This window comes from Thermosphaera sp., from assembly GCA_038827615.1.
Lineage (GTDB): Archaea > Thermoproteota > Thermoprotei_A > Sulfolobales > Desulfurococcaceae > Thermosphaera.
In genome coordinates, this window is sequence record JAWBNK010000001.1 from 302,328 (window position 1) to 320,328 (window position 18,001).

The 18,001-nt window shown below is 45.1% G+C and carries 18 protein-coding genes and 2 tRNA genes; 9 read left to right on the forward strand and 11 right to left on the reverse strand.

What is annotated here, in order from left to right:
* Position 1: 1 nt before the first annotated feature.
* A complete protein-coding gene (locus QXH45_01835; protein ID MEM2077986.1) occupies positions 2 to 1,111 on the reverse strand; it encodes a Xaa-Pro peptidase family protein in 1,110 nt (369 codons plus the stop codon).
* An 80-nt stretch (positions 1,112 to 1,191) separates the two neighbouring features.
* On the opposite strand from QXH45_01835, the gene QXH45_01840 reads away from it, so the two are divergent.
* Positions 1,192 to 1,398, forward strand: coding sequence for a hypothetical protein (locus QXH45_01840; GenBank protein ID MEM2077987.1), 207 nt, complete (start codon positions 1,192 to 1,194; stop codon positions 1,396 to 1,398).
* Positions 1,399 to 1,407: 9 nt separating this feature from the next.
* On the opposite strand, the gene QXH45_01845 is transcribed toward QXH45_01840, so the two are convergent.
* Positions 1,408 to 1,791, reverse strand: a complete 384-nt coding sequence (locus QXH45_01845; GenBank protein ID MEM2077988.1) for a hypothetical protein — start codon at positions 1,789 to 1,791, stop codon at positions 1,408 to 1,410.
* 116 nt (positions 1,792 to 1,907) lie between these two features.
* On the opposite strand from QXH45_01845, the gene QXH45_01850 reads away from it, so the two are divergent.
* The 7 genes from QXH45_01850 to QXH45_01880 all read left to right on the forward strand — a co-directional run bounded on the left by QXH45_01850 (position 1,908) and on the right by QXH45_01880 (position 9,524).
* Positions 1,908 to 3,056 carry an alanine--glyoxylate aminotransferase family protein gene (locus QXH45_01850; protein ID MEM2077989.1) on the forward strand — a complete coding sequence of 383 codons (1,149 nt, stop codon included), beginning with the start codon at positions 1,908 to 1,910 and terminating at the stop codon, positions 3,054 to 3,056.
* Positions 3,057 to 3,119: 63 nt separating this feature from the next.
* Complete coding sequence (locus QXH45_01855; protein ID MEM2077990.1) at positions 3,120 to 4,037, forward strand: D-2-hydroxyacid dehydrogenase; 918 nt, start codon at positions 3,120 to 3,122, stop codon at positions 4,035 to 4,037.
* A 6-nt stretch (positions 4,038 to 4,043) separates the two neighbouring features.
* Positions 4,044 to 4,904, forward strand: coding sequence for a ParB N-terminal domain-containing protein (locus tag QXH45_01860; GenBank protein ID MEM2077991.1), 861 nt, complete (start codon positions 4,044 to 4,046; stop codon positions 4,902 to 4,904).
* A gap of 96 nt (positions 4,905 to 5,000) precedes the next feature.
* A tRNA-Met gene (locus QXH45_01865) sits at positions 5,001 to 5,375 on the forward strand.
* Positions 5,376 to 5,482: 107 nt separating this feature from the next.
* The gene (locus tag QXH45_01870) at positions 5,483 to 8,089 is read left to right on the forward strand and encodes a CehA/McbA family metallohydrolase (protein MEM2077992.1); all 2,607 of its coding nucleotides are present in this window, start codon (positions 5,483 to 5,485) and stop codon (positions 8,087 to 8,089) included.
* A 61-nt stretch (positions 8,090 to 8,150) separates the two neighbouring features.
* A tRNA-Leu gene (locus QXH45_01875) sits at positions 8,151 to 8,235 on the forward strand.
* A gap of 308 nt (positions 8,236 to 8,543) precedes the next feature.
* A complete protein-coding gene (locus QXH45_01880) occupies positions 8,544 to 9,524 on the forward strand; it encodes a hypothetical protein (protein ID MEM2077993.1) in 981 nt (326 codons plus the stop codon).
* 36 nt (positions 9,525 to 9,560) lie between these two features.
* Here QXH45_01880 and QXH45_01885 read toward each other — a convergent pair whose 3' ends face one another.
* From QXH45_01885 to QXH45_01895, 3 genes are all read right to left on the reverse strand, one after another.
* Positions 9,561 to 10,292: a hypothetical protein gene (locus QXH45_01885; protein ID MEM2077994.1), complete on the reverse strand. Its 732-nt coding sequence runs from the start codon at positions 10,290 to 10,292 to the stop codon at positions 9,561 to 9,563.
* A 181-nt stretch (positions 10,293 to 10,473) separates the two neighbouring features.
* On the reverse strand, positions 10,474 to 11,808 hold the full coding sequence (locus tag QXH45_01890; protein ID MEM2077995.1) for a DUF402 domain-containing protein: 1,335 nt from the start codon (positions 11,806 to 11,808) through the stop codon (positions 10,474 to 10,476).
* 117 nt (positions 11,809 to 11,925) lie between these two features.
* The gene (locus QXH45_01895; protein ID MEM2077996.1) at positions 11,926 to 12,198 is read right to left on the reverse strand and encodes a UPF0147 family protein; all 273 of its coding nucleotides are present in this window, start codon (positions 12,196 to 12,198) and stop codon (positions 11,926 to 11,928) included.
* A gap of 74 nt (positions 12,199 to 12,272) precedes the next feature.
* Here QXH45_01895 and QXH45_01900 point away from each other — a divergent pair, with 74 nt between their 5' ends.
* The gene (locus tag QXH45_01900; protein MEM2077997.1) at positions 12,273 to 12,650 is read left to right on the forward strand and encodes an Sjogren's syndrome/scleroderma autoantigen 1 family protein; all 378 of its coding nucleotides are present in this window, start codon (positions 12,273 to 12,275) and stop codon (positions 12,648 to 12,650) included.
* A gap of 25 nt (positions 12,651 to 12,675) precedes the next feature.
* On the opposite strand, the gene tmk is transcribed toward QXH45_01900, so the two are convergent.
* From tmk to QXH45_01930, 6 genes are read right to left on the reverse strand one after another with little or no spacing between them, the layout of a single operon-like run.
* Positions 12,676 to 13,284, reverse strand: coding sequence for a dTMP kinase (gene tmk, locus QXH45_01905; GenBank protein ID MEM2077998.1), 609 nt, complete (start codon positions 13,282 to 13,284; stop codon positions 12,676 to 12,678).
* Positions 13,262 to 13,666, reverse strand: coding sequence for a DUF126 domain-containing protein (locus QXH45_01910; GenBank protein MEM2077999.1), 405 nt, complete (start codon positions 13,664 to 13,666; stop codon positions 13,262 to 13,264). Before QXH45_01910 ends, tmk begins: the two co-directional genes overlap by 23 nt.
* Positions 13,663 to 14,829 (reverse strand): aconitase X catalytic domain-containing protein, encoded by a 1,167-nt coding sequence (locus tag QXH45_01915; GenBank protein ID MEM2078000.1) that lies wholly within the window; start codon positions 14,827 to 14,829, stop codon positions 13,663 to 13,665. The genes QXH45_01910 and QXH45_01915 overlap by 4 nt, the downstream gene beginning before the upstream one ends.
* A 2-nt stretch (positions 14,830 to 14,831) precedes the next feature.
* Complete coding sequence (locus QXH45_01920; GenBank protein MEM2078001.1) at positions 14,832 to 16,109, reverse strand: UbiD family decarboxylase; 1,278 nt, start codon at positions 16,107 to 16,109, stop codon at positions 14,832 to 14,834.
* Positions 16,106 to 17,356 carry a Clp1/GlmU family protein gene (locus QXH45_01925; protein MEM2078002.1) on the reverse strand — a complete coding sequence of 417 codons (1,251 nt, stop codon included), beginning with the start codon at positions 17,354 to 17,356 and terminating at the stop codon, positions 16,106 to 16,108. Before QXH45_01925 ends, QXH45_01920 begins: the two co-directional genes overlap by 4 nt.
* Positions 17,353 to 18,000: a hypothetical protein gene (locus QXH45_01930; protein ID MEM2078003.1), complete on the reverse strand. Its 648-nt coding sequence runs from the start codon at positions 17,998 to 18,000 to the stop codon at positions 17,353 to 17,355. The genes QXH45_01925 and QXH45_01930 overlap by 4 nt, the downstream gene beginning before the upstream one ends.
* Position 18,001 lies beyond the last annotated feature (1 nt).

The following is an 18,001-nucleotide window of genomic DNA, read 5'->3' on the forward strand; positions in this document are numbered from 1 at the left end:
GTTAGCTGTTTGCCGTAAAGATTAATGGGGTCTTATTCGAGAGAACCACGGCTCCCTTATTAGTTACCAATACGTCCTCCTCTAGTCTCACTCCGAATTTTCCTGGATAATAGAGTCCTGGTTCGATAGTAAACACCATACCTGGCTCCAAGATTGCATCGCTGCCTAGTCTTAGGTACGGCGGTTCGTGGACAACAACTCCTAATCCATGCCCAAGCCCGTGGATAAACCTGCTCTTAACTCCATTTTTCTCAAAGAATTCGACAACCTTCGAGGCAACATCTCCCGCTCTCACTCCTGGCTGTATGGCTTCTATCCCCAGGTAAAGAGCTTGCTCAACAAGCTCGAGGGCCTTTTTTTCCTCTTTGTTAAGCCTTCCATGCTTGACTATTCTAGTAATGTCACTGCATCTTCCCTCGTATTTAACCCCTACGTCCACTAAAATAATATCGTTTGATGCTAACCTCTTGGCCGTCGGAACATTGTGCGGATAGCTATTGTTTGGTTTGAAAGATATAATGGGGTCGAAAGCATACTGAGTTACTCCCTCCTTCCTAACTCTTCCCTCGAAATAACCAGCCAACTCCGCCTCGCTGACCCCGCTTGTGATCATTGAGACCAGCGTGTGGATGCCTCTGGAGGTAATGTCTAGCGCCTTCTTAATTGCGCGCAACTCCTCATCATTCTTGATCATTCTATCCTTCCAAATTCTATTTGAAACATCAACTATTTTCTCGCTTGGGAGGTCGCCAACGATATGAGCTAGAGGTGATTGAAAAGACCTGTCGAATCCTACTTTCCCTGTCTCCCTGAGAATATCGGCGATGATTTCACGCCAATCTTTATCTGTGACGAGAGCGTCCTCTGGTTTAATAGATTTGGATACTCCGTAGACTGATGCCTTGTCCCTTAAACCATCACGATACCTATAGTATTCAAGGATCGGAACATACAATCTAAGGCCTCCTTTTCTCTCGAAATATAGTATTTGAATAGAGTCCGCTATTGTTGGAATCCCCGTATAGTACTGCACGTTATCAGGTGCGGTCAGGACGAGCGCATCTATTTTGAATTCCTCGATGATGGCGCTTAGCTTAGACGTGAAATCCAAAGATAACACCACTTCTAGTTTAAATCCGACTTATATAAAAAGATAAAGATTTATTTCAAGATGTAAAAGGGGTGGACAACTTGGTAAGGGGTAAGTGCCCTAAGGATGGAAACGAGTTGCAGTTTAACCTAGAGTCTGAGAAGCTAAGTAATGGAGTTGTGAGGACAACGCTGATTATGAAGTGCCCAGTGTGCGGGTACAAGATCGTCGTCGAGCGAATAGAAGCTATTCGCGACAAGGACGGGAACATCATACTTAAGAGATTCTTTCCACCGGATAAAACTTGAGAGAACTTATCACTCTAAAATACTATCCATTAATTCCTTCACATCTTGAAGCTTTATTCCATGGACGTCTACCCTATATGTTTCAGGGTCAATAGGAGTTAGAACTATCACAGAGTCCTGGGGATTTTTCCTGTCGAGCAGCTTGATAATGAATTTATTTACTTTCCCGGATGGCATCGTCAAGGATTCAAACCTCTTATCGTCGATGACCGGCTCCTCCTTCAATGTTTCCCCTACTAAAACGTATCTGGTTGTTTTACGTCCCCCGCGTATTGTTACTTGTTTAAGTCTATCCCTTACTAATATCCATCTACTGTTTGGAAGCTTCAAGTATATCTTCACAAGTCTTCCCCAGTGGTTAAATACGCTGAGGTTAATAATATCTATATTCAAACTTATATATCAGGGATGACCGAGCAGAGACGTGCTGAATAGTGATGTAGGTGGAGCGACTGGGACCTTCCCAACCATATTTAAGCCAGGTGTGAAATATTCTAACTAGGTGGGGTATATTGAGGTATATTGACGTAGTGAAGGAAGTCGAAAAAATAGCTTGGCCTAAACCGATGAAGTTGTTCACCGCTGGACCCGTTGCATGCTTCCCCGAGGTTCTTGAAGCAATGAAGATACAAATGTTTAGTCATAGGTCCAAGGAGTATCAAGAGATTCACCGGGATACGGCTCTTAGGCTCGCGAGATTCCTCGAGGCTGAGAAGTCAACCATATTGTTGATTCCCTCAAGTGGAACAGGATTCATGGAGGCCAGTGTTAGGAACGCTGTCTCCCCTGGCGGAAAAGTATTAGTAACGATTATAGGAGAATTCGGAAACAGGTATAGGGAGGCCGTCGAAAGGAACGGTAGAAAACCTGTTATACTCGAGAAACCATTGGGAAAACCGGTCCTGCCAGAAGAACTGGATGAAGCATTAAAGAAGAATCCCGATGTCGAAGCAGTTACTATAACCTACAACGAGACAAGTACAGGTGTTTTGAACCCACTGCGGGAGCTGGCTAAGGTGGCTAAGGAGAGAGGTAAAATGGTATTCGTGGACGCGGTTTCAGCTATGGGTGCTGCTGATATAAAAGTAGATGCATGGGAGATAGACCTGGTATTTTCAAGTAGCCAAAAAGCCTTCGGTGTGCCACCAGGTTTAGCGATGGCTGCTGTAAGCGAAGGTGTTTTCGAGAAAGCGAAAGCCATACCGGATAGAGGATTATACTTCGACCTTCTAGAGATGAAGGATGTATTGGTGAAGCAATGGTCAACTCCCACTACGCCTCCTATGCCGCAGATTATTGGATTGAACGTCGTTCTAAGAATAATAGAAAGAATGGGTGGCAAGGACGCCTGGCTGAAAATGTACGCCGAGCGAGCAGAGAGAATCAGGAGGGGAGCTCTCGACCTCGGGTTAAGGCTTTTCGCAGAGCCGGGTTACTATAGTCCAACCATCACTGTAATATATAATCCACCTGGGATAAAAGGTCCTGTGATATACGAGGAGCTCAGGAAGAGGGGAATAGAGATTGCCAAAGGATACGGGAAAGTCAAAGATGATACTTTCAGAATAGGTCATATGGGGTACATTACCGATGAAGACATCGAACTTCTATTCTCAACTCTTCGGGAAGTCTTATCCACCATTAAGAGTAAGAGTTGAGATGTTCTAAACCTTCAACATATTTTTAATTATACAACATCATAAAAACCAGTGGTGGAGCAGATGAGAGTCCTGGTTGCAAGCCACATCCACGAGAAAGCTCTCCAGCTCCTAAGGGAAAAGGGGTTCGAGGTCACCTCTGTGGAAGAGCCCTCTGAGGAACAGTTGGCTACAATGATCAAGGGTTACGACGTTCTCATAGTCAGAAGTAAACCCCTTGTGACGAGGAAAGTTATAGAATCAGCGGATAACCTTAAGGTTATAGCTCGGGCGGGGGTTGGACTAGACAACATAGATGTTGAAGCGGCTAAGCAGAAAGGTATAGCGTTGATTAATGCTCCCGAATCCTCCACGTTGAGTGTTGCCGAGCTCGCTATTGCCTTAATGCTTGCTGTTGCCAGAAAAATAGCTTATAGCGATAGGAGGATGAGGGAGGGGTACTGGGCTAAGAAGGAGGCAATGGGGGTAGAGCTGAGTGGGAAAACCATAGGGATCATTGGCGCAGGCCGAATTGGGTCTGCCGTGGCGAGAATAGCAAGATACGGATTTAACATGCATGTGTTATATCACGATGTAAGATGTAGCGAGGAGTTAAACAGGGAGCTTGGAGCCGAGTGTGTGAGCCTAGAGGAAGTGTTGAGGAGATCCGACGTGGTTTCAATACACGTGCCGTTGCTACCTGAGACGAAATACTTGATAAATGAGGAGAGACTCAAGCTTATGAAGAAAACAGCTATATTAATAAACACTTCAAGAGGGGCTGTAATTGATACAAAGGCTCTCGTAAAGGCTCTCAGAGAGGGGTGGATAGCCGGAGCTGGTTTAGACGTGTTCGAAGAGGAACCCCTACCGAAGGACCATCCTTTGTTGAGCTTGGATAACGTCGTCCTAACTCCTCATATTGGTGCTAGTACTAGGGAGGCTCAGGAAAAAGCCGGTATTGAGGTGGCTAGGAAGATAATAGAATATTTCAAAAAGTGAGCCTGTATGTCGTACTTCGAGATAAAAACTAAGCACTTGACCTTGAAGATAACGCTCGAAGAAGTGTCCAAACTACATATTCACGAGGAAATCATTCCCGAGATGTATGAAAAGCTTGTTGAAAAGATAAAGCAAGACGGCTTCTTCAAAGATCCAGTTATCGTCGATGAGAAGACGCTAGTGGTATTAGATGGAATGCATAGAGTGGCGGCGGCTCAAACATTAAGGTTTCCTTACATGCCGGTATGTCTCATTGACTACGACAACCCTGAGGTAAAGCTTAAATCGTGGTGTAGAGCAGTCGTAAAAGCGTCTGGAAAAATCGATGAAGTATTGTCAGCAATAAGGGAGGTTGGATTAGAGGTTGACGGATTAAATGATATTAGTGTTGCGTTTGATTTGTTGAAGTCGAGGAAAATAATTGTTGCGGTGGTAGACGGTAAAAGCCTATTTGTGGTCAAATCTCCTGTTAATGACATTAAATCAATATACGATTGGATTAAGAGAGTGGAGAACGCTCTAAAAGACAAGGGTTATGAGGTAAAGTACATTACGGAAGAGGAGGCTTTCGAGCTCGCGAAAAGTGGTCAAGTTGTGGCGTCACTGATAACTCCGGTTATTACGAAGGAGGAAGTGCGTAGCGTAGCATTGAGGGGGGAGGTATTTATTCATAAAGCTACTCGCCACATAGTTCCCGCTAGACCAATGAATGTAAGGGTGCCCCTAGAATGGCTTGATGGTTCGATACCGTTAGACAGAGCTAGGAAGCTGTTGACGGATTACCTTGAGAGAAGAAGGATTAGAACCCTGCCACCAGGGACTGTTCTCGATAGGAGATATGATGAAGAGTTGTTTGTTTTTGAATAGGTTTTCGTCTTCTATGTAAATCCCTAATACGTGAAACCCTCGTGTTAATCTTTATAAGGAATGTTTAGTAATCAAATAGAATTGGCGGGGCTAATCAGCGGGGTAGGGCAGCCTGGTAGCCCGCGGGAGACAGGCTTAGCCTGTCCGCGAAGCTCATAAGGCGCCAGGCGGCCCAGCCCATTTCATTTTTCCCGGTTGCGCGACACCATATTCCTGGTCAGTATTCAGGTAGGATCGGCGTGAGGATATTGAAACAAGCTTTTTCAAGACTTGCCACTTTAATCAATTAATCAATTGGGTTCTGACCAGTAGGTAGTTCCTGCAATCGTTTACTCTAACAGAGTCTTCCACGGTAAGGTATTTAAGGATGTTCAAGTAGTAAATAATGAATGGGCTGGGCCGCTCTCGGGGAAACCCCGAGGTCGGTGGTTCAAAACGGGCTGTGCGCCCGTGAGAGTCCACCCCCCGCTATCATGCCCGCGTAACAGCGGGCCCCGCCACTTATTTTAGAAGTTTTCTAATTATCAAAGGTAATCGTTTTTATAATTAGCCTCAAATAAATTTTAAACGGTGGTTGAATGAGGCGCCTAAGGGTTCTCCTTATACTGTTATTGGTGGTGCCTCTATTAACAGTCTTCGTTGAAAATATGACTCCTATACATGGTCAGTCTGGTGGAGTCATTGTGATCAAAGGGCCAACTCCTATAATGGAGGGTGAAGCCAAGGGTCCTGAAGACGTAACGATAATGAACGAGTACTTAGCCGCAGCCTTCGGCATCTCAACGACTCCACCCTGGGGAATCCCGCCTGGACACATTATTGACTTAGCGCCGGTCGCTGCGGGGGCATCTGATGTTCTAGCTCAGTTCAGTCTGCCCTTGAATGACTGGGCTAACTGGGCTACAATCACCAGTTTTAAAATAGTTGAAAACTCTACGAGCAGGGCAATTATAGAGGCGATCGGGCAATGGAAGGGTTTGGTGGTTAATTACACCTACATATTAGAGTCGGGCAAACCGTACTTGAGGGTTATCGTCACGGTAACGAACAATGATACGATCACTTATTCCAATCATATAATGGGTCCAGCGATATCTTTGAAGAGGGGTTGGGCTTACGCGCCTGGGTTCGGCTCTGGAAGGATAGTAACTGCGCCAAAGAGTAACTACGGAATAACGGAAGATTGGGTTGCTTCATACCACCAGGATTATGCGCTTGGACTCTACGCTCCAAACTATACTCACATCGCCCTCCACAGTAGCTTCGTGGATGCATTTTACCAAGTAACACTTGCTCCTGGTGATAGTCGAGTCTTCGATGCCTACATCATAGTCTTTCCAGAGGGCGATTTATGCAAGATAGCTGAAACAGTGCAGTCAATAAAGGGAGAGGGGTTGGCTTCGGTGCATGGAAACGTTCTCACGACGACGGGGAACCAGCTTCCCAGCGGGGTAGTAATGGTTGAATCACAAGGGAGGCCTTACTGTTGGAGCCTGGTGAGAAACGGCTCTTACAGCTTCTCCCTGCCGGCGCCCCGCTCCTACAGCATTTATGCATTGGCGAAAGCCCATGCGCCCAGCACTAAAGCGAACTTAACTCTAAACCCCGGTGACGATGTGGAGTATAACTTTACAGACGTCATTCCTCCCGGGAGGATCATCTTAAGAGTGTTCAGGAATGATACTGGTGAACCAACCGATGCAAGAATACTTATAAGTGGAGGATATGTCCCGCCCGTGATGTATTTGGCAACGACTACAGTATACACCGATGTCTTCAACGTGGGGACAGCCCTCATAGACTTGGCCCCGGGAACATATAACTTGACGGTGGATAAAGGAAGCGGATTCATCAGCACTAATAAAACAGTATCAGTAAGCGTAGCTAGCGAGCAGACGCTCGAGATCAACGTTACCGTTGACATTCTCTTCAAACCTTGGGAGCGAGGATGGTATATGGTTGATCTTCACCATCACTCAGACTGGATGGATGGGAGAACGCCGCCTGACCAGCTAGTAGTTGCTCAACTGGCCTCCGCCCTTGACATACTGTTTGTAAGCGACCACGATTATGTTGGCAACTGCCCTGTAATCCAAGCTATTGCTCAAGCGAGGAGTGTTCCATTTGTATGCGGCGTCGAGATATCACCCGACTGGGCTCATTTCAACGTATACCCTATTCTCGATCCCTCGAAGCTCCTATACAGAGGTACCATGAGGGAAATAATTACTTCAGCAAGGGCTGCTGGAGCTATTGTGGTGAGAGCAAACCACCCGTATATAGGCGGATTGTTCATAGCTCAGGAAATGAATAATATACCCGGCGGCTATTATGAAGACTGGGATGCAGCAGAGATCAACGGGCCGTGGGGCAGTAATAATCAGAGAACACTTACTAAGATGTTCACATTATGGGACTTTAACATTAGAAAATATTTAACGGCTGGAAGTGACGTGCACGACGTTGTAATGCAAACCTATACGGGTAAACCGAGAGTTGTCGCATACTTGCCCAACGGACCTGATCCGATATCTCTAGCGCTTGCTGAAAAATATGGAAGGACGTTCATAACCTACGGACCCTTCGTCTTCACAAATCCGCTGCCTGGTTCCACGGTTGGAGCAGTATCGTTGTCGAGCAATATCTCAATAACGGTTGAACTCTATTCAGCATTAGGATTGAGCAGGTTGGAAGTGTATGGGAAAGGAGGTAGACTCATTCAAAACATACCTCTTGGCGGCGTAGCATCCACCGTGTTAGACCTATCCATACCGGCATCCACGATAACAAACGGAACGGAGAGCGGCTATATTGTCGTTATAGCATATGATCTATCGGGTAATAGAGCGATAAACAACCCGATATGGATCGATGTGAATACCTATCCTGTAACGACTACTGAGAGGATCACGGAGACTGAAACTATTACTCAAACACAAATCTCCACGGTGACCACGACGCAGACTGCAACCGTTACTACGACCTCGATCAGGACGGAGACAACTACATTTACCAGCGAGACAACCCTCACTACAACACAAGTATATACTACGACTCATACTACAGAGAAAACTGAAACCCTGACGACAACTATCACGCAAACCGACATGCTATCTATAGGAGTCGTAGCCGTCGTATTCTTGGCAACTGGAGTGCTCGCGAGCAAATTCGTATTGAGAAAATAATACTTTAATATTTTTTCATCCTCGTTTTTATAAGTCCTGAATAAATAAACTCATATCTGATGCGGGGGTGCCCGAGCTTGGTCAAAGGGGTCGGGCTTAGGACCCGATGGCGTAGGCCTGCGTGGGTTCAAATCCCACCCCCCGCATCCCCGTTCTCGTAGAAAGTTATCGGCGATTTACTTGGCTAGTCGATGCAAAACGCGTTTGCTATATTGGTCACACAGATTTGTGCGAGTGTAACGTTAAAAGCTGCCTTGTCAGGTAGGGACGATGTGGTGATCTCGCCTCATCCGTATGCTGGTATTTGAAGCACGACTTACTCGGTGACCCCGTTGATGCCTTCAATAGTGTCAATAATCTTACTCCTAATGGTCGTGAAACATGTGTTTAAGCTGTTGGAGAGAATTGTTTAAACTTTTCCCCTCTTCACTCATTATAATTTAAGTGGTGGGGAATGGTTAGGGAAGCCGTCACCGTCTCGGTCTTGCTCATGCTACTTCCCCTCCTTGTCGTAGTGGGGGACGTGGGTCCTGAGAGATATTTAATGCTCCAGTTTCTCAGGTCCCAGTATGTTGAGGAGGTTGGACTGATCCGAGCTTCCACGGTTTCGTATCCAGATAACACTATATACATAGCAAACGATAACCTGTTGGCCTCACGCGCTCTCGCCGTGCTGGGAGACCGCGAGTTGTCGAGCAAGATACTTAGTAAGCTTAATAATGAATACAGTGGAGGGTTTAACGGTAAGGTAGAAATACTCTTCGGTGTCGACATACCAGACGTATTCTACACTACGAGATACGAGTACATCGGAGAAGTGAACGGATATATAATACTCTATGAGAAGCCTGGGGATCAAGTCATCGATGACTGGTATGAGTATGCTGACCTCCTGGTTTACAGAGCTCTCGATAGACTGCTCCTGGGTTCTAGGTCGCACGCGGAGCTTTTGTTAATAAACTTGACCATGATGTGGGATGGTTATGGATTCAGAGACAAGGCTTTTAACGCCACGGGAGTCTACGCTACTTATAAGTGTGCACTATTTATCTATCTTTACCGTGCTCTCGATTCAGCTGGATCAGATGTTGTCAAAGACTACTCCCGCATCAGAGACAAGTGTCTCGAGATAATAGCATTATCCCAAGACGAGGCAACAGGCGGGATAAGAACAGACTATAGAGTCATCGATGGAAGAATAATACCCGAGGGAGACGTGAATGTTGAGACGACTAGCATAACAGTCTTAGCATTATTTTCCGGCTATCCTTTAATTATTGCGGGAGAATCCAGAGGCGCGCAGTACACCCCGAATACTCAGGAGTATTCTATCACATTAGTCGTGTTTGGAATGGTAATCGTGATAATCTTAGTGGTTTTAACGCTTTTGACTGAGAAAATCAAGCTACGCGCTGATAACCCAACCCAGGATTAAAACGAGGAACCAGCCAGACACTTTTATCCTTTAACACTAGGGAAGCGTAAGCATGATTGGATACTCATTGCCGAGTATAGTGTGAAATCTAATCTCGATGAGGTCTCCCGAGGAATAACCCGCGATCAGTGTTATAATCACAACTTTTTCCTCCCCAGACGAGAAAGTCATGGGGTACGAGAGAGATATTGAGGCACCGGCTTTGTCTAATGTTTTACCATTAATTAGGACCTGGTCTATAGTCGTGGGCCGATTCATCTTGTTTTTTATTCTAAATTCGATCTTCCAAACTCCAATATGATTTATCTCGGATACTTCAATGTTCAAGTCTTCCATACACGAATATCTAGCGATCTTCACAGAAGTTTTGTGTTTAATGCCCTCGCTCATATGGAATTCCAGGAAGATTTCTTCCCCCTGTTGACGAGTTGTGTTTAATTCGATAATAGTTACAAAAGCGTCATCGAAGAAGTCTTTTTCATAATCAACTCTTACATAAGTGTTATCGTTCATGCCTGAGCCAATCTTATGAATAACCACTTCCTTGCCTTCAACGCTTACCCTTTCTATGGAAACGGGTTTTCCAAGCCTATCTCTCACCACTATTTTCATGTAAAGATTCTTGCAGGATAGTGCTCCATCGGATGATAATATTTCAAACCTCGCGGAGTAGCCCATACCTGTATTTAAGAATAGGAAATATGCTAACACGAGCAAAGAAATGACAAGCAACCCTATGATTAGGTAAAGCTTCCGCACGACGCTCATCCCAACTTACTCAAGAATATCATATTGCTAACATATTAAGCCTTAAATCAAAGTTTAGATTTTGCCAAAGTTAGTTAAACCAGTAGTAAATCCATCTAAAACCATGGTGTTGACACACCATACAGGTTTTTACAGAAAATTCTAGAAGCTAGTTATCTCGTGGATCGCCAGAAGCGACTTATCATTCAATACAAGACTCGGCTCGATTAAACTCGGTGCAGATGTAAGAGTTAGTATTATTCACGACGTGTTCAACAATCTTCCTACTTAACTCGTGTAATTCCGGAGTGATAACTCCTTGTTGATAGAGATGATTCAACTTCTCCAGATCGAGTACTTGAGGTTGCTCGCCGGGCCTAACAACTACGTCGACTTCTAAATCATGATATTTTACTATGCCTGGCGCTATCTCTGGCGGAGTATTTATGTTGATATAACTACCTAACCATTTCTCACGCCTGAAGTAGTTGTGGCTTAAGACGTAGGAGCCTTCCTTGATGATCAATAAGTCGAGGTCCCCTGGTAATCTCTCAGAACCTAGTCCGTCGTAAGTTCCTCTCGACCTGAAAACTCTCTCCACCATCATTTGAATTCTCCCATTCTCTAATTTTAGAAATCGTATTATTCCAGGCGTTAGCTCGCGATATCCCTTGCTTATTGAGCAGTGCAGAAGCCTTATCTTCCTCTCTTCACGGATTTTCTTCACTACCCATTCCTTTAAACCCTGGCCAATGGTCGCATCCTTACACCCTTTTTCAATGATGATCTCGGCTAAGTCTAGTTCACGATCTAGACCAATACTTTTCAACTCATGATGCATCTGAACAGTAGGTGTAACTCTACGCCTCTCTCTATCCAGGATTTTCTTTGCGAGACTAGTTAGGTAGACAATACCAATAAAGTCTCCATCCCTAAGCATGCCTGGATCCACTCTATTGTTCGCCTGTTCAATCAGTGTTCTATATTCTTTTAAGAGTGCGTCTATCTCTAGCTCAATCTCACTAGGACTCGCGAACCTTGCACTGCTTCTGAACTTGACTCCTAATCCTGAGCCTACGAGCTTCGACACGGCTAGCGCGGACAGACGCGTTCTCAATCCCGAATCTCTTATGTGTTCTGAGAACGATATTCTCGGGCTTCCATGAATCAATGAGGCATATTCACCAGTAACTCTGAAGTTTCTAGTAAGTTCTATTTGCTCATTGTTTGTGAAAGCGGTTTTTGAAACACCCACTACGACTTTGTCGTTTTCTCTCAGTCCTCTGCAATCTTTAAGAACTCCTTTAAACTCTCCAAGGTTAACGATGCAATAAGAGGGTTCAACTCTCTCAACTCTTCCAACGTAGACAGAGTGTAGGTGGACTCGTGGATTGAGTTTAAAAACATATTTCAAATGGCTGATTAACCGGTCGAACACGATCCTTGATTCCTCTGGTTTTCCCATGACGAGGATTGAATCGTCTTCTCCATCCTTCACAGTTACGTGTGGAGGAGAGGGGTCGAAAGCTATTTTCAAACGTTGTACGATAATGTCACTTGCCTGGACGATCGTATAGTTATTTTTTAAAAATATATGAGATAATGCTGTAGCGTAAATACCTCTAACGCGTACTCTTATCAAGCCCGAGGCTCCTCAGTCATGTATGGTTTCGAGTATCGCTATTATTTGCCAAATCTTGGTTCGAGTGTTAAGCGGCATGTTGGGGTCCTGGCTTACTTGGTCCAAGAGGCTGATCGCGTTGGCTGCTTTAACGCCCGGGGTTAGTCGTTCATCCCTTAACTGGTTTAAAGCTTCAGTTGCAGCTCTCCTAATATTTCGCGGCACTGCCGTATCGTTAACGATGCTAACCAGAAGATATATCGCATTCTTCAGTTTCACCTCGTTGTCAGGCACCTTAGCCATCATAATCACCTCATCAGTCTCTTGATAAACATATATGGGTGTAATAAATAAACTCTACCATGATAAGGGAGAGAGTTATGAGCGAGAGAAAGGATTACACGAAAATGATGGCAGAGTATTTAAAGGCAGGTGCGACAATGCTTTCTCTAACGTGTCCTGTAGAAGGCTGCGGCCTCCCTCTTTTCAAGTTGAGAACTGGCGAGACCGTATGTGCTGTACATGGAAAAGTTCACTTGGTCAGGAGCGATGAAGAAATAAAAGAAATCAGAGAGAGGCTTTCAATCCTAAGTGTTCTAGACAAGTTGGAGGAGAAGACCTTGAGTATTATTCGAGAGCAGAGTGAGAGTAATGATATAGATCCTCGCGAGATAATAAGCTGGCTAGAAGTGTTGGAGAGGGTGAGGAGATTGAAGGAGATGAGCCGGGAAAAACATCCCCAGCCAAGATCCCAATAACAACAGGAAGGTTCTTTTAACTTACTCAGAGATCACTTTTCAAGATTGAATAAATGTGAGAAGTTATCTTCGAGTACACTGTCTTAAGGTTTTCCGTGGCGTCGACTTCTATCAACCATCCGTTCGAGACCATCCGCTTATAATTGTCTCTCACTCTCGATAGGAAGCTGACTTCTTCGAACTCAGGGAATCTTGATTCAAGTCCTTTCCTCCTAGCAATAGCCACCTCAGGCGGTATATCTAGGTAAATGGCTAGGTCAGGCTTGAGCGCAAACTTGTTTAACTCTACAACCCACTCGAATGGAGCTCCCATGGCTGACTGGTATGCGATGCTGCTATAGTAATACCTGTCTGAAACCACGATCACCCCCTTCTCAAGAAGTGGGTTAACCATAGATTTCACATGAATCAAACGGTCTAAGGCGAACGCCAGGGCATCTATATAAGCGTCCCTTAGCGAATTGTACTCTCCCTTGACAGCCTTCACGATCAGCGAGTCGGTCGGCTCGTAAGTGTATGCAGATTCGAATCCGAGAGCGCTCAATTCTTTTATGAGTAGGTTAGCAATAGTTGTTTTTCCAGCCCCATCAATTCCTTCCAAAACGATAAACCTACCCCTCTTCGAAGACAGCATAGTTCTCCCCCTTATTGTGAATTATTACTCCTCCTTTCAAAAATAGTCCTACCAAATCATCGAAGCCTTCGGCAACCAATAAAGGAATTTCTGCGAGCACGCATCCAGCGATGAGGATGGGTTCAACTTCTCTTACAACCATGCATGCGGGAGCCACTCCATTCTTTTTCAACGCGTAAATAACGTATGAGCCCACAGTGCTTCCTCGCGATCCTTTAAAAACTAGTACTTTGCCGCTTATCTCTACTTCCCCATTATCCGTTTTTACAATGCCCCGTGAGGAGTCGACTTCACCGAAGAAGCTTAAATATTGGTTTAAAACAATGACCCTGCCCCTGCAGTCTCCATCGATTAATGGTTTCACTTTAAATCTAACGCTCAACGATAAACACTCTCAACTATCTGTCTAATACCAGTTATTCCAACTCTCAAGCCATGAATTTTTCTCAAATAAAAATACGCCTTTCCGCTATTTGTCAGTACTATGTCGAAACGTCTACTCAGCGTTGATACGACTGGGCAGGTGCCGGAAGCGATGTCAACACCTCGCGAAACTAAGAACTTGATCAATGGTTCATATGTGCTTAGGAATTCAACCGGTATTGTAACAAGAAGCCTCCCCCTCCTTGGAGACTTATATTTTTCAATAAGCTTTTTCAAAAGGATCAACTCTGAGGGATGCGTATGAGGGCATCCAATATAGCCTAACACCTCATCGTCCCCGCTGGGTTTTTCAGCGATGTATCGCTCCACGTCACCCACCTCTATGGTTAAGGTTTCTTCAATCTCTATGCCGTAGGTATTCCTCGGCGTTATATTCTCCAGGACAGCCATGGCGTGGAAACCGGATGCAGCCATGGATGCCAGTAGCGTTTTAACCTCCTCCAAGGGTTTTCTTTCAAGAGTTATAAAGGGTATTTTCCTCACGTTTTCGCCAACCCATAGACCGGTCAGGGATAAAGGCATATCAGCGACCTTAGGGGAGAGCTTAACCAGGACCCTTGCAACCCGGTTTTCATCCTTATGTAGACCGTAATAGTATGTGAGCCCAGTTATGGCTGAGGCGAGTGCTAAGGGGCCTCCTTCACGATTGGTCCTTGCTCCGAAGAACGAGTTAGCGAATATTACTGCACTGCTCTCCCCCCATGACAAGTTTTCGTGAGGCATGGGAGGGCGGTGATAGTATGGTATACAAGTAAATACTGGTCTAGCCCCCATTCCAACTAAAACATCATCGATTTGCCGTTGCTTCTCTACGAATTTGTTATCAATTACTTTAGAGAGCATGCCGTAGTCTACGCAGCCGGGATTTATGGTCGTGTAGACTCTAAATCTGGGTTTCTCCCTGTGAAAATCCCGTAAAAACTCTAACCCAGCTTCGCCAATGTTTGAGTAGGAGACCCCGGATATGTGTGCGTGTGAAATACTTATTAGTCGGTCTGCGCCGAGGCTTTCACCGACCTTAACAATTATTTCAAGGGCTTTCGCGTAGGCCCATCCGAACTCTCCGTTCAAAGCCCTCTCTTGTTCCCGGGTAAGGTGCATTCCTAGTATGCAACCCTCCTATATTTTTCCCATGGCTCGTTGAAAGGTTTAACTGCGAGGAAGATTACTTTATCGCCAACCCCGTCCCTGCTACGGGGCTCAAGAGTGCTACCCTTCACGTTCTTTAATACTATTATATCGTCGCCTCCTTTCAACCTTGTAGCTATAGCCCACTCCACTTCTAAGGGATTGTCAACGTCTATGTCCTCATCGACTATGAAGACATGCTTTACACTGGGGTGAGCTGTTATCGCGGCGAAGGCGGCTAGTCTTGCCTCCCCCGGTGATGACTGCTTCAGCGAGATCGCTACGTGCAACCACCCACCTCCTCCCTCGGTCAATCTCACCTTTACTACTCCTGGAGCCACTTTCCTAACTTCTTCAAATATCAGGGGCTCTCTTGGAAAACCCATGAGAAACTGGTGTTCCCATGAGCCTGGAACAATAGCGTGGAAAAACGGGGGGAATAGCTTGTTCACGTAGAATCGTAATGGTTTGAAGACTGGTTGATTCCTCTTACCATCAAGTAGCATTAGGATATCTGTGAAGGGGCCCTCCTCGGAATACTCTCTTGAAATATATCCCTCAACAACTACGCTAGCGTTCGCCGGCACTGGAATACCAAACAATGGGGTTTTAACGACCTTGTTGTAGCCGGATAATGAAGCCGCTACGGCTAGTTCGAAGACGCCCAGAGGTGGAGTCATCGCAGAAGCGAGCTCGAAATAGGGATCTGCCCCCAGTATTAAGGCTACAGGAGCATCCTGGCCCCTCTCATGGTATTTATTCATTAAATAGTGAAGCTGTCTTGGCACGACTCTTATAGGTGCTTCCTCAGGAGATTTGTACATTGTACGGTGGTAGCTGGCATTGCAAATGTTCTCGTAGCAGATTATGTAGATAGAGCTCGTAAGGTATCGGGAGCCGTCATCCCTGTAAAACCTTATGAAGGGGAGCGACTCGAGAGTATAATCTATCTGGGAATAGTAATCGTTGAAATCCACGATATCCAGCTTGGCAGGATTTCTCAAAGCGTTTAATACTGTTTCGTAGATTGATTGGTCGTTATCGGCGTTAAACAAGCCATATATATCTTTCCTTGAAGTCACTAGATTCACGTACCCGGTAAAATCGCTCTCCGAGAGCTCGAATAGTATCAGAGAATCCCTGTTTGAAAGAGCGACCTTAGTAGCTTCATAGTCCCTGTTAACCTTGCCAACCCTCTTAACTGGCTTACCAGACCTACGGGCTAATTCTTCGATCATGGATAAAGTGTTCAATAAAACCCCTCCAGGAATTCCTCGGCGAAGTCTTCCCTGAGTCTAATGCTCGAAACCCTTATCTCGCTTATCTTATCATCGAATCTAGTCTTTAAAATAATTTTCATGTCTTTGAAGTCTATTTTGTCGATAATTGCAGGGTAGTCGGCATCCCCGTTTGAAACTGATGAGTAAATGTTTCTCTCGCTACCGGGTTCAAAGACTTCGACCTTGTTGACCCCTAGCTCCTGCTGTAGAACCTCATGGTTGATCTTACGGATGAACCCTGCAACATACAGTTTATCCGATAATATGGAAGCGTAAAGTATTTTTCCTTCAAAATACTCCTCGATTTTATCTACGGCAACCGGTACTCCCTCGAGGAGCGGGAGCCCAATCACGACTAGATCTTCAAGGCTGAGCTTTACGATCGGTGCGTTATAAAGGTACTCTCTATAACTCATACTTCTAAGCATTCTCCTCTCATCCCGGCTTCTCACTCTTCTTGTAGGGGAGACCTCGAATTCGAAGATTGATATTCCCAGTTTTTCCAGCCTTCTGAAATAGGGGGCGATGTCTCCGCCGAAAACAATTAGGATATCGGGTTTCAACGTTGATGCAAAAGCCAGTTTATATCTCAGACCTTTTTCATCCTTGACCCAGCCGTCTGTGTCGACGATTACAACTCTCCCGCCTCCGGGTTGATATCGATTAACAAGTTCTTTCGAACCATATATGATCTTCCAGGTATTAACGTGTGGCTTAACGTCTCCTATGAACCTCATCGCCTCGGGTTTAACTTCCCCTATCCATAGAACTGGCTCTCTCACTTTTCCTATTGAAATAAACGCTGGAGGACCGATATTGGATTGACCTACATCGGCGTCAAGGACCGCTGGTTCTTTGCCAGCTTTAATTAAGTGGTTGGAGAGTAGTGTTGCGAAAGATGATTTTCCGCTGTCTGTGCCCCCCACTAACATGACCACACCACTCAGCTTGCCAGCTATCTCCTGACATAAGCGGTATTTTCTCAAGTAGGGGTCATTTTCATCTACGGGCAATACGGATGATTCAGGTGTAGTTGTCATGTCGAGTTCTGAATCTTCTATCGCGTGGATGATGAAGTTTTTCGTCTTGTGAACTATTATCCTACTGTTTTCTTCAAATATTTTCCCCAATACGTCGACAACGCCTTTTCTAACTGTAATGCTCATAGGTCCATAGACTTTAATACTTTCACCTTTTAATAGGGGGATTATAGAGGTCATACGACCTCGACACCTTTCTTCATTGCGATACGATAGGCTGCGTATACGTCTTTAAATCTGAAGGGCCTTAAACCTCTCTTCATCTTCTCGGAAAGGTAGCGTATTTCATCTCTGCTTTCAAGAGAAGGCGTGGTTTTTTCCTCGGGAACCATCTCTAAGGGGATTGTAAGTTCTCTTTTTAAGATCTTGATCAACTCAAACCCCTTTGGGGAGCCCCCGATTTTAACACGAGCGTTGAGATAAGGTATGCATTCTAAAAAGTACTTGAGTTCTCTTGTAAACCCGAGAAGATCTGCTTTACCGTAATCTATTAGCAAGCCGTCTCCTAGCGCGACGTAAGTCAGGTATTTCCCAGGGTCAACTCCTATGATCAGCTCCCTGTATTCTTCGATCAGATATGCTGCTAGGACTGCTCGCTCGATTTTTCGGCAATCGTGAGCGGGGTCGTAAATTATCTCTAAATCCTTTCGCTCGATCACGTCTTTCACGAGATCCCAGTAGTCGGTGTAAAACACTGCAAAGTATGGTATGTTTTCAGGTTCATAGTAGTGGCTGAATAATACTCCTCTCTTCTTCAGGAGTCTCTGCACGTTTAGAAACCAGTCTGGGTCATAGATTGCTATTACTAATGGCTTTTTCTGCAAT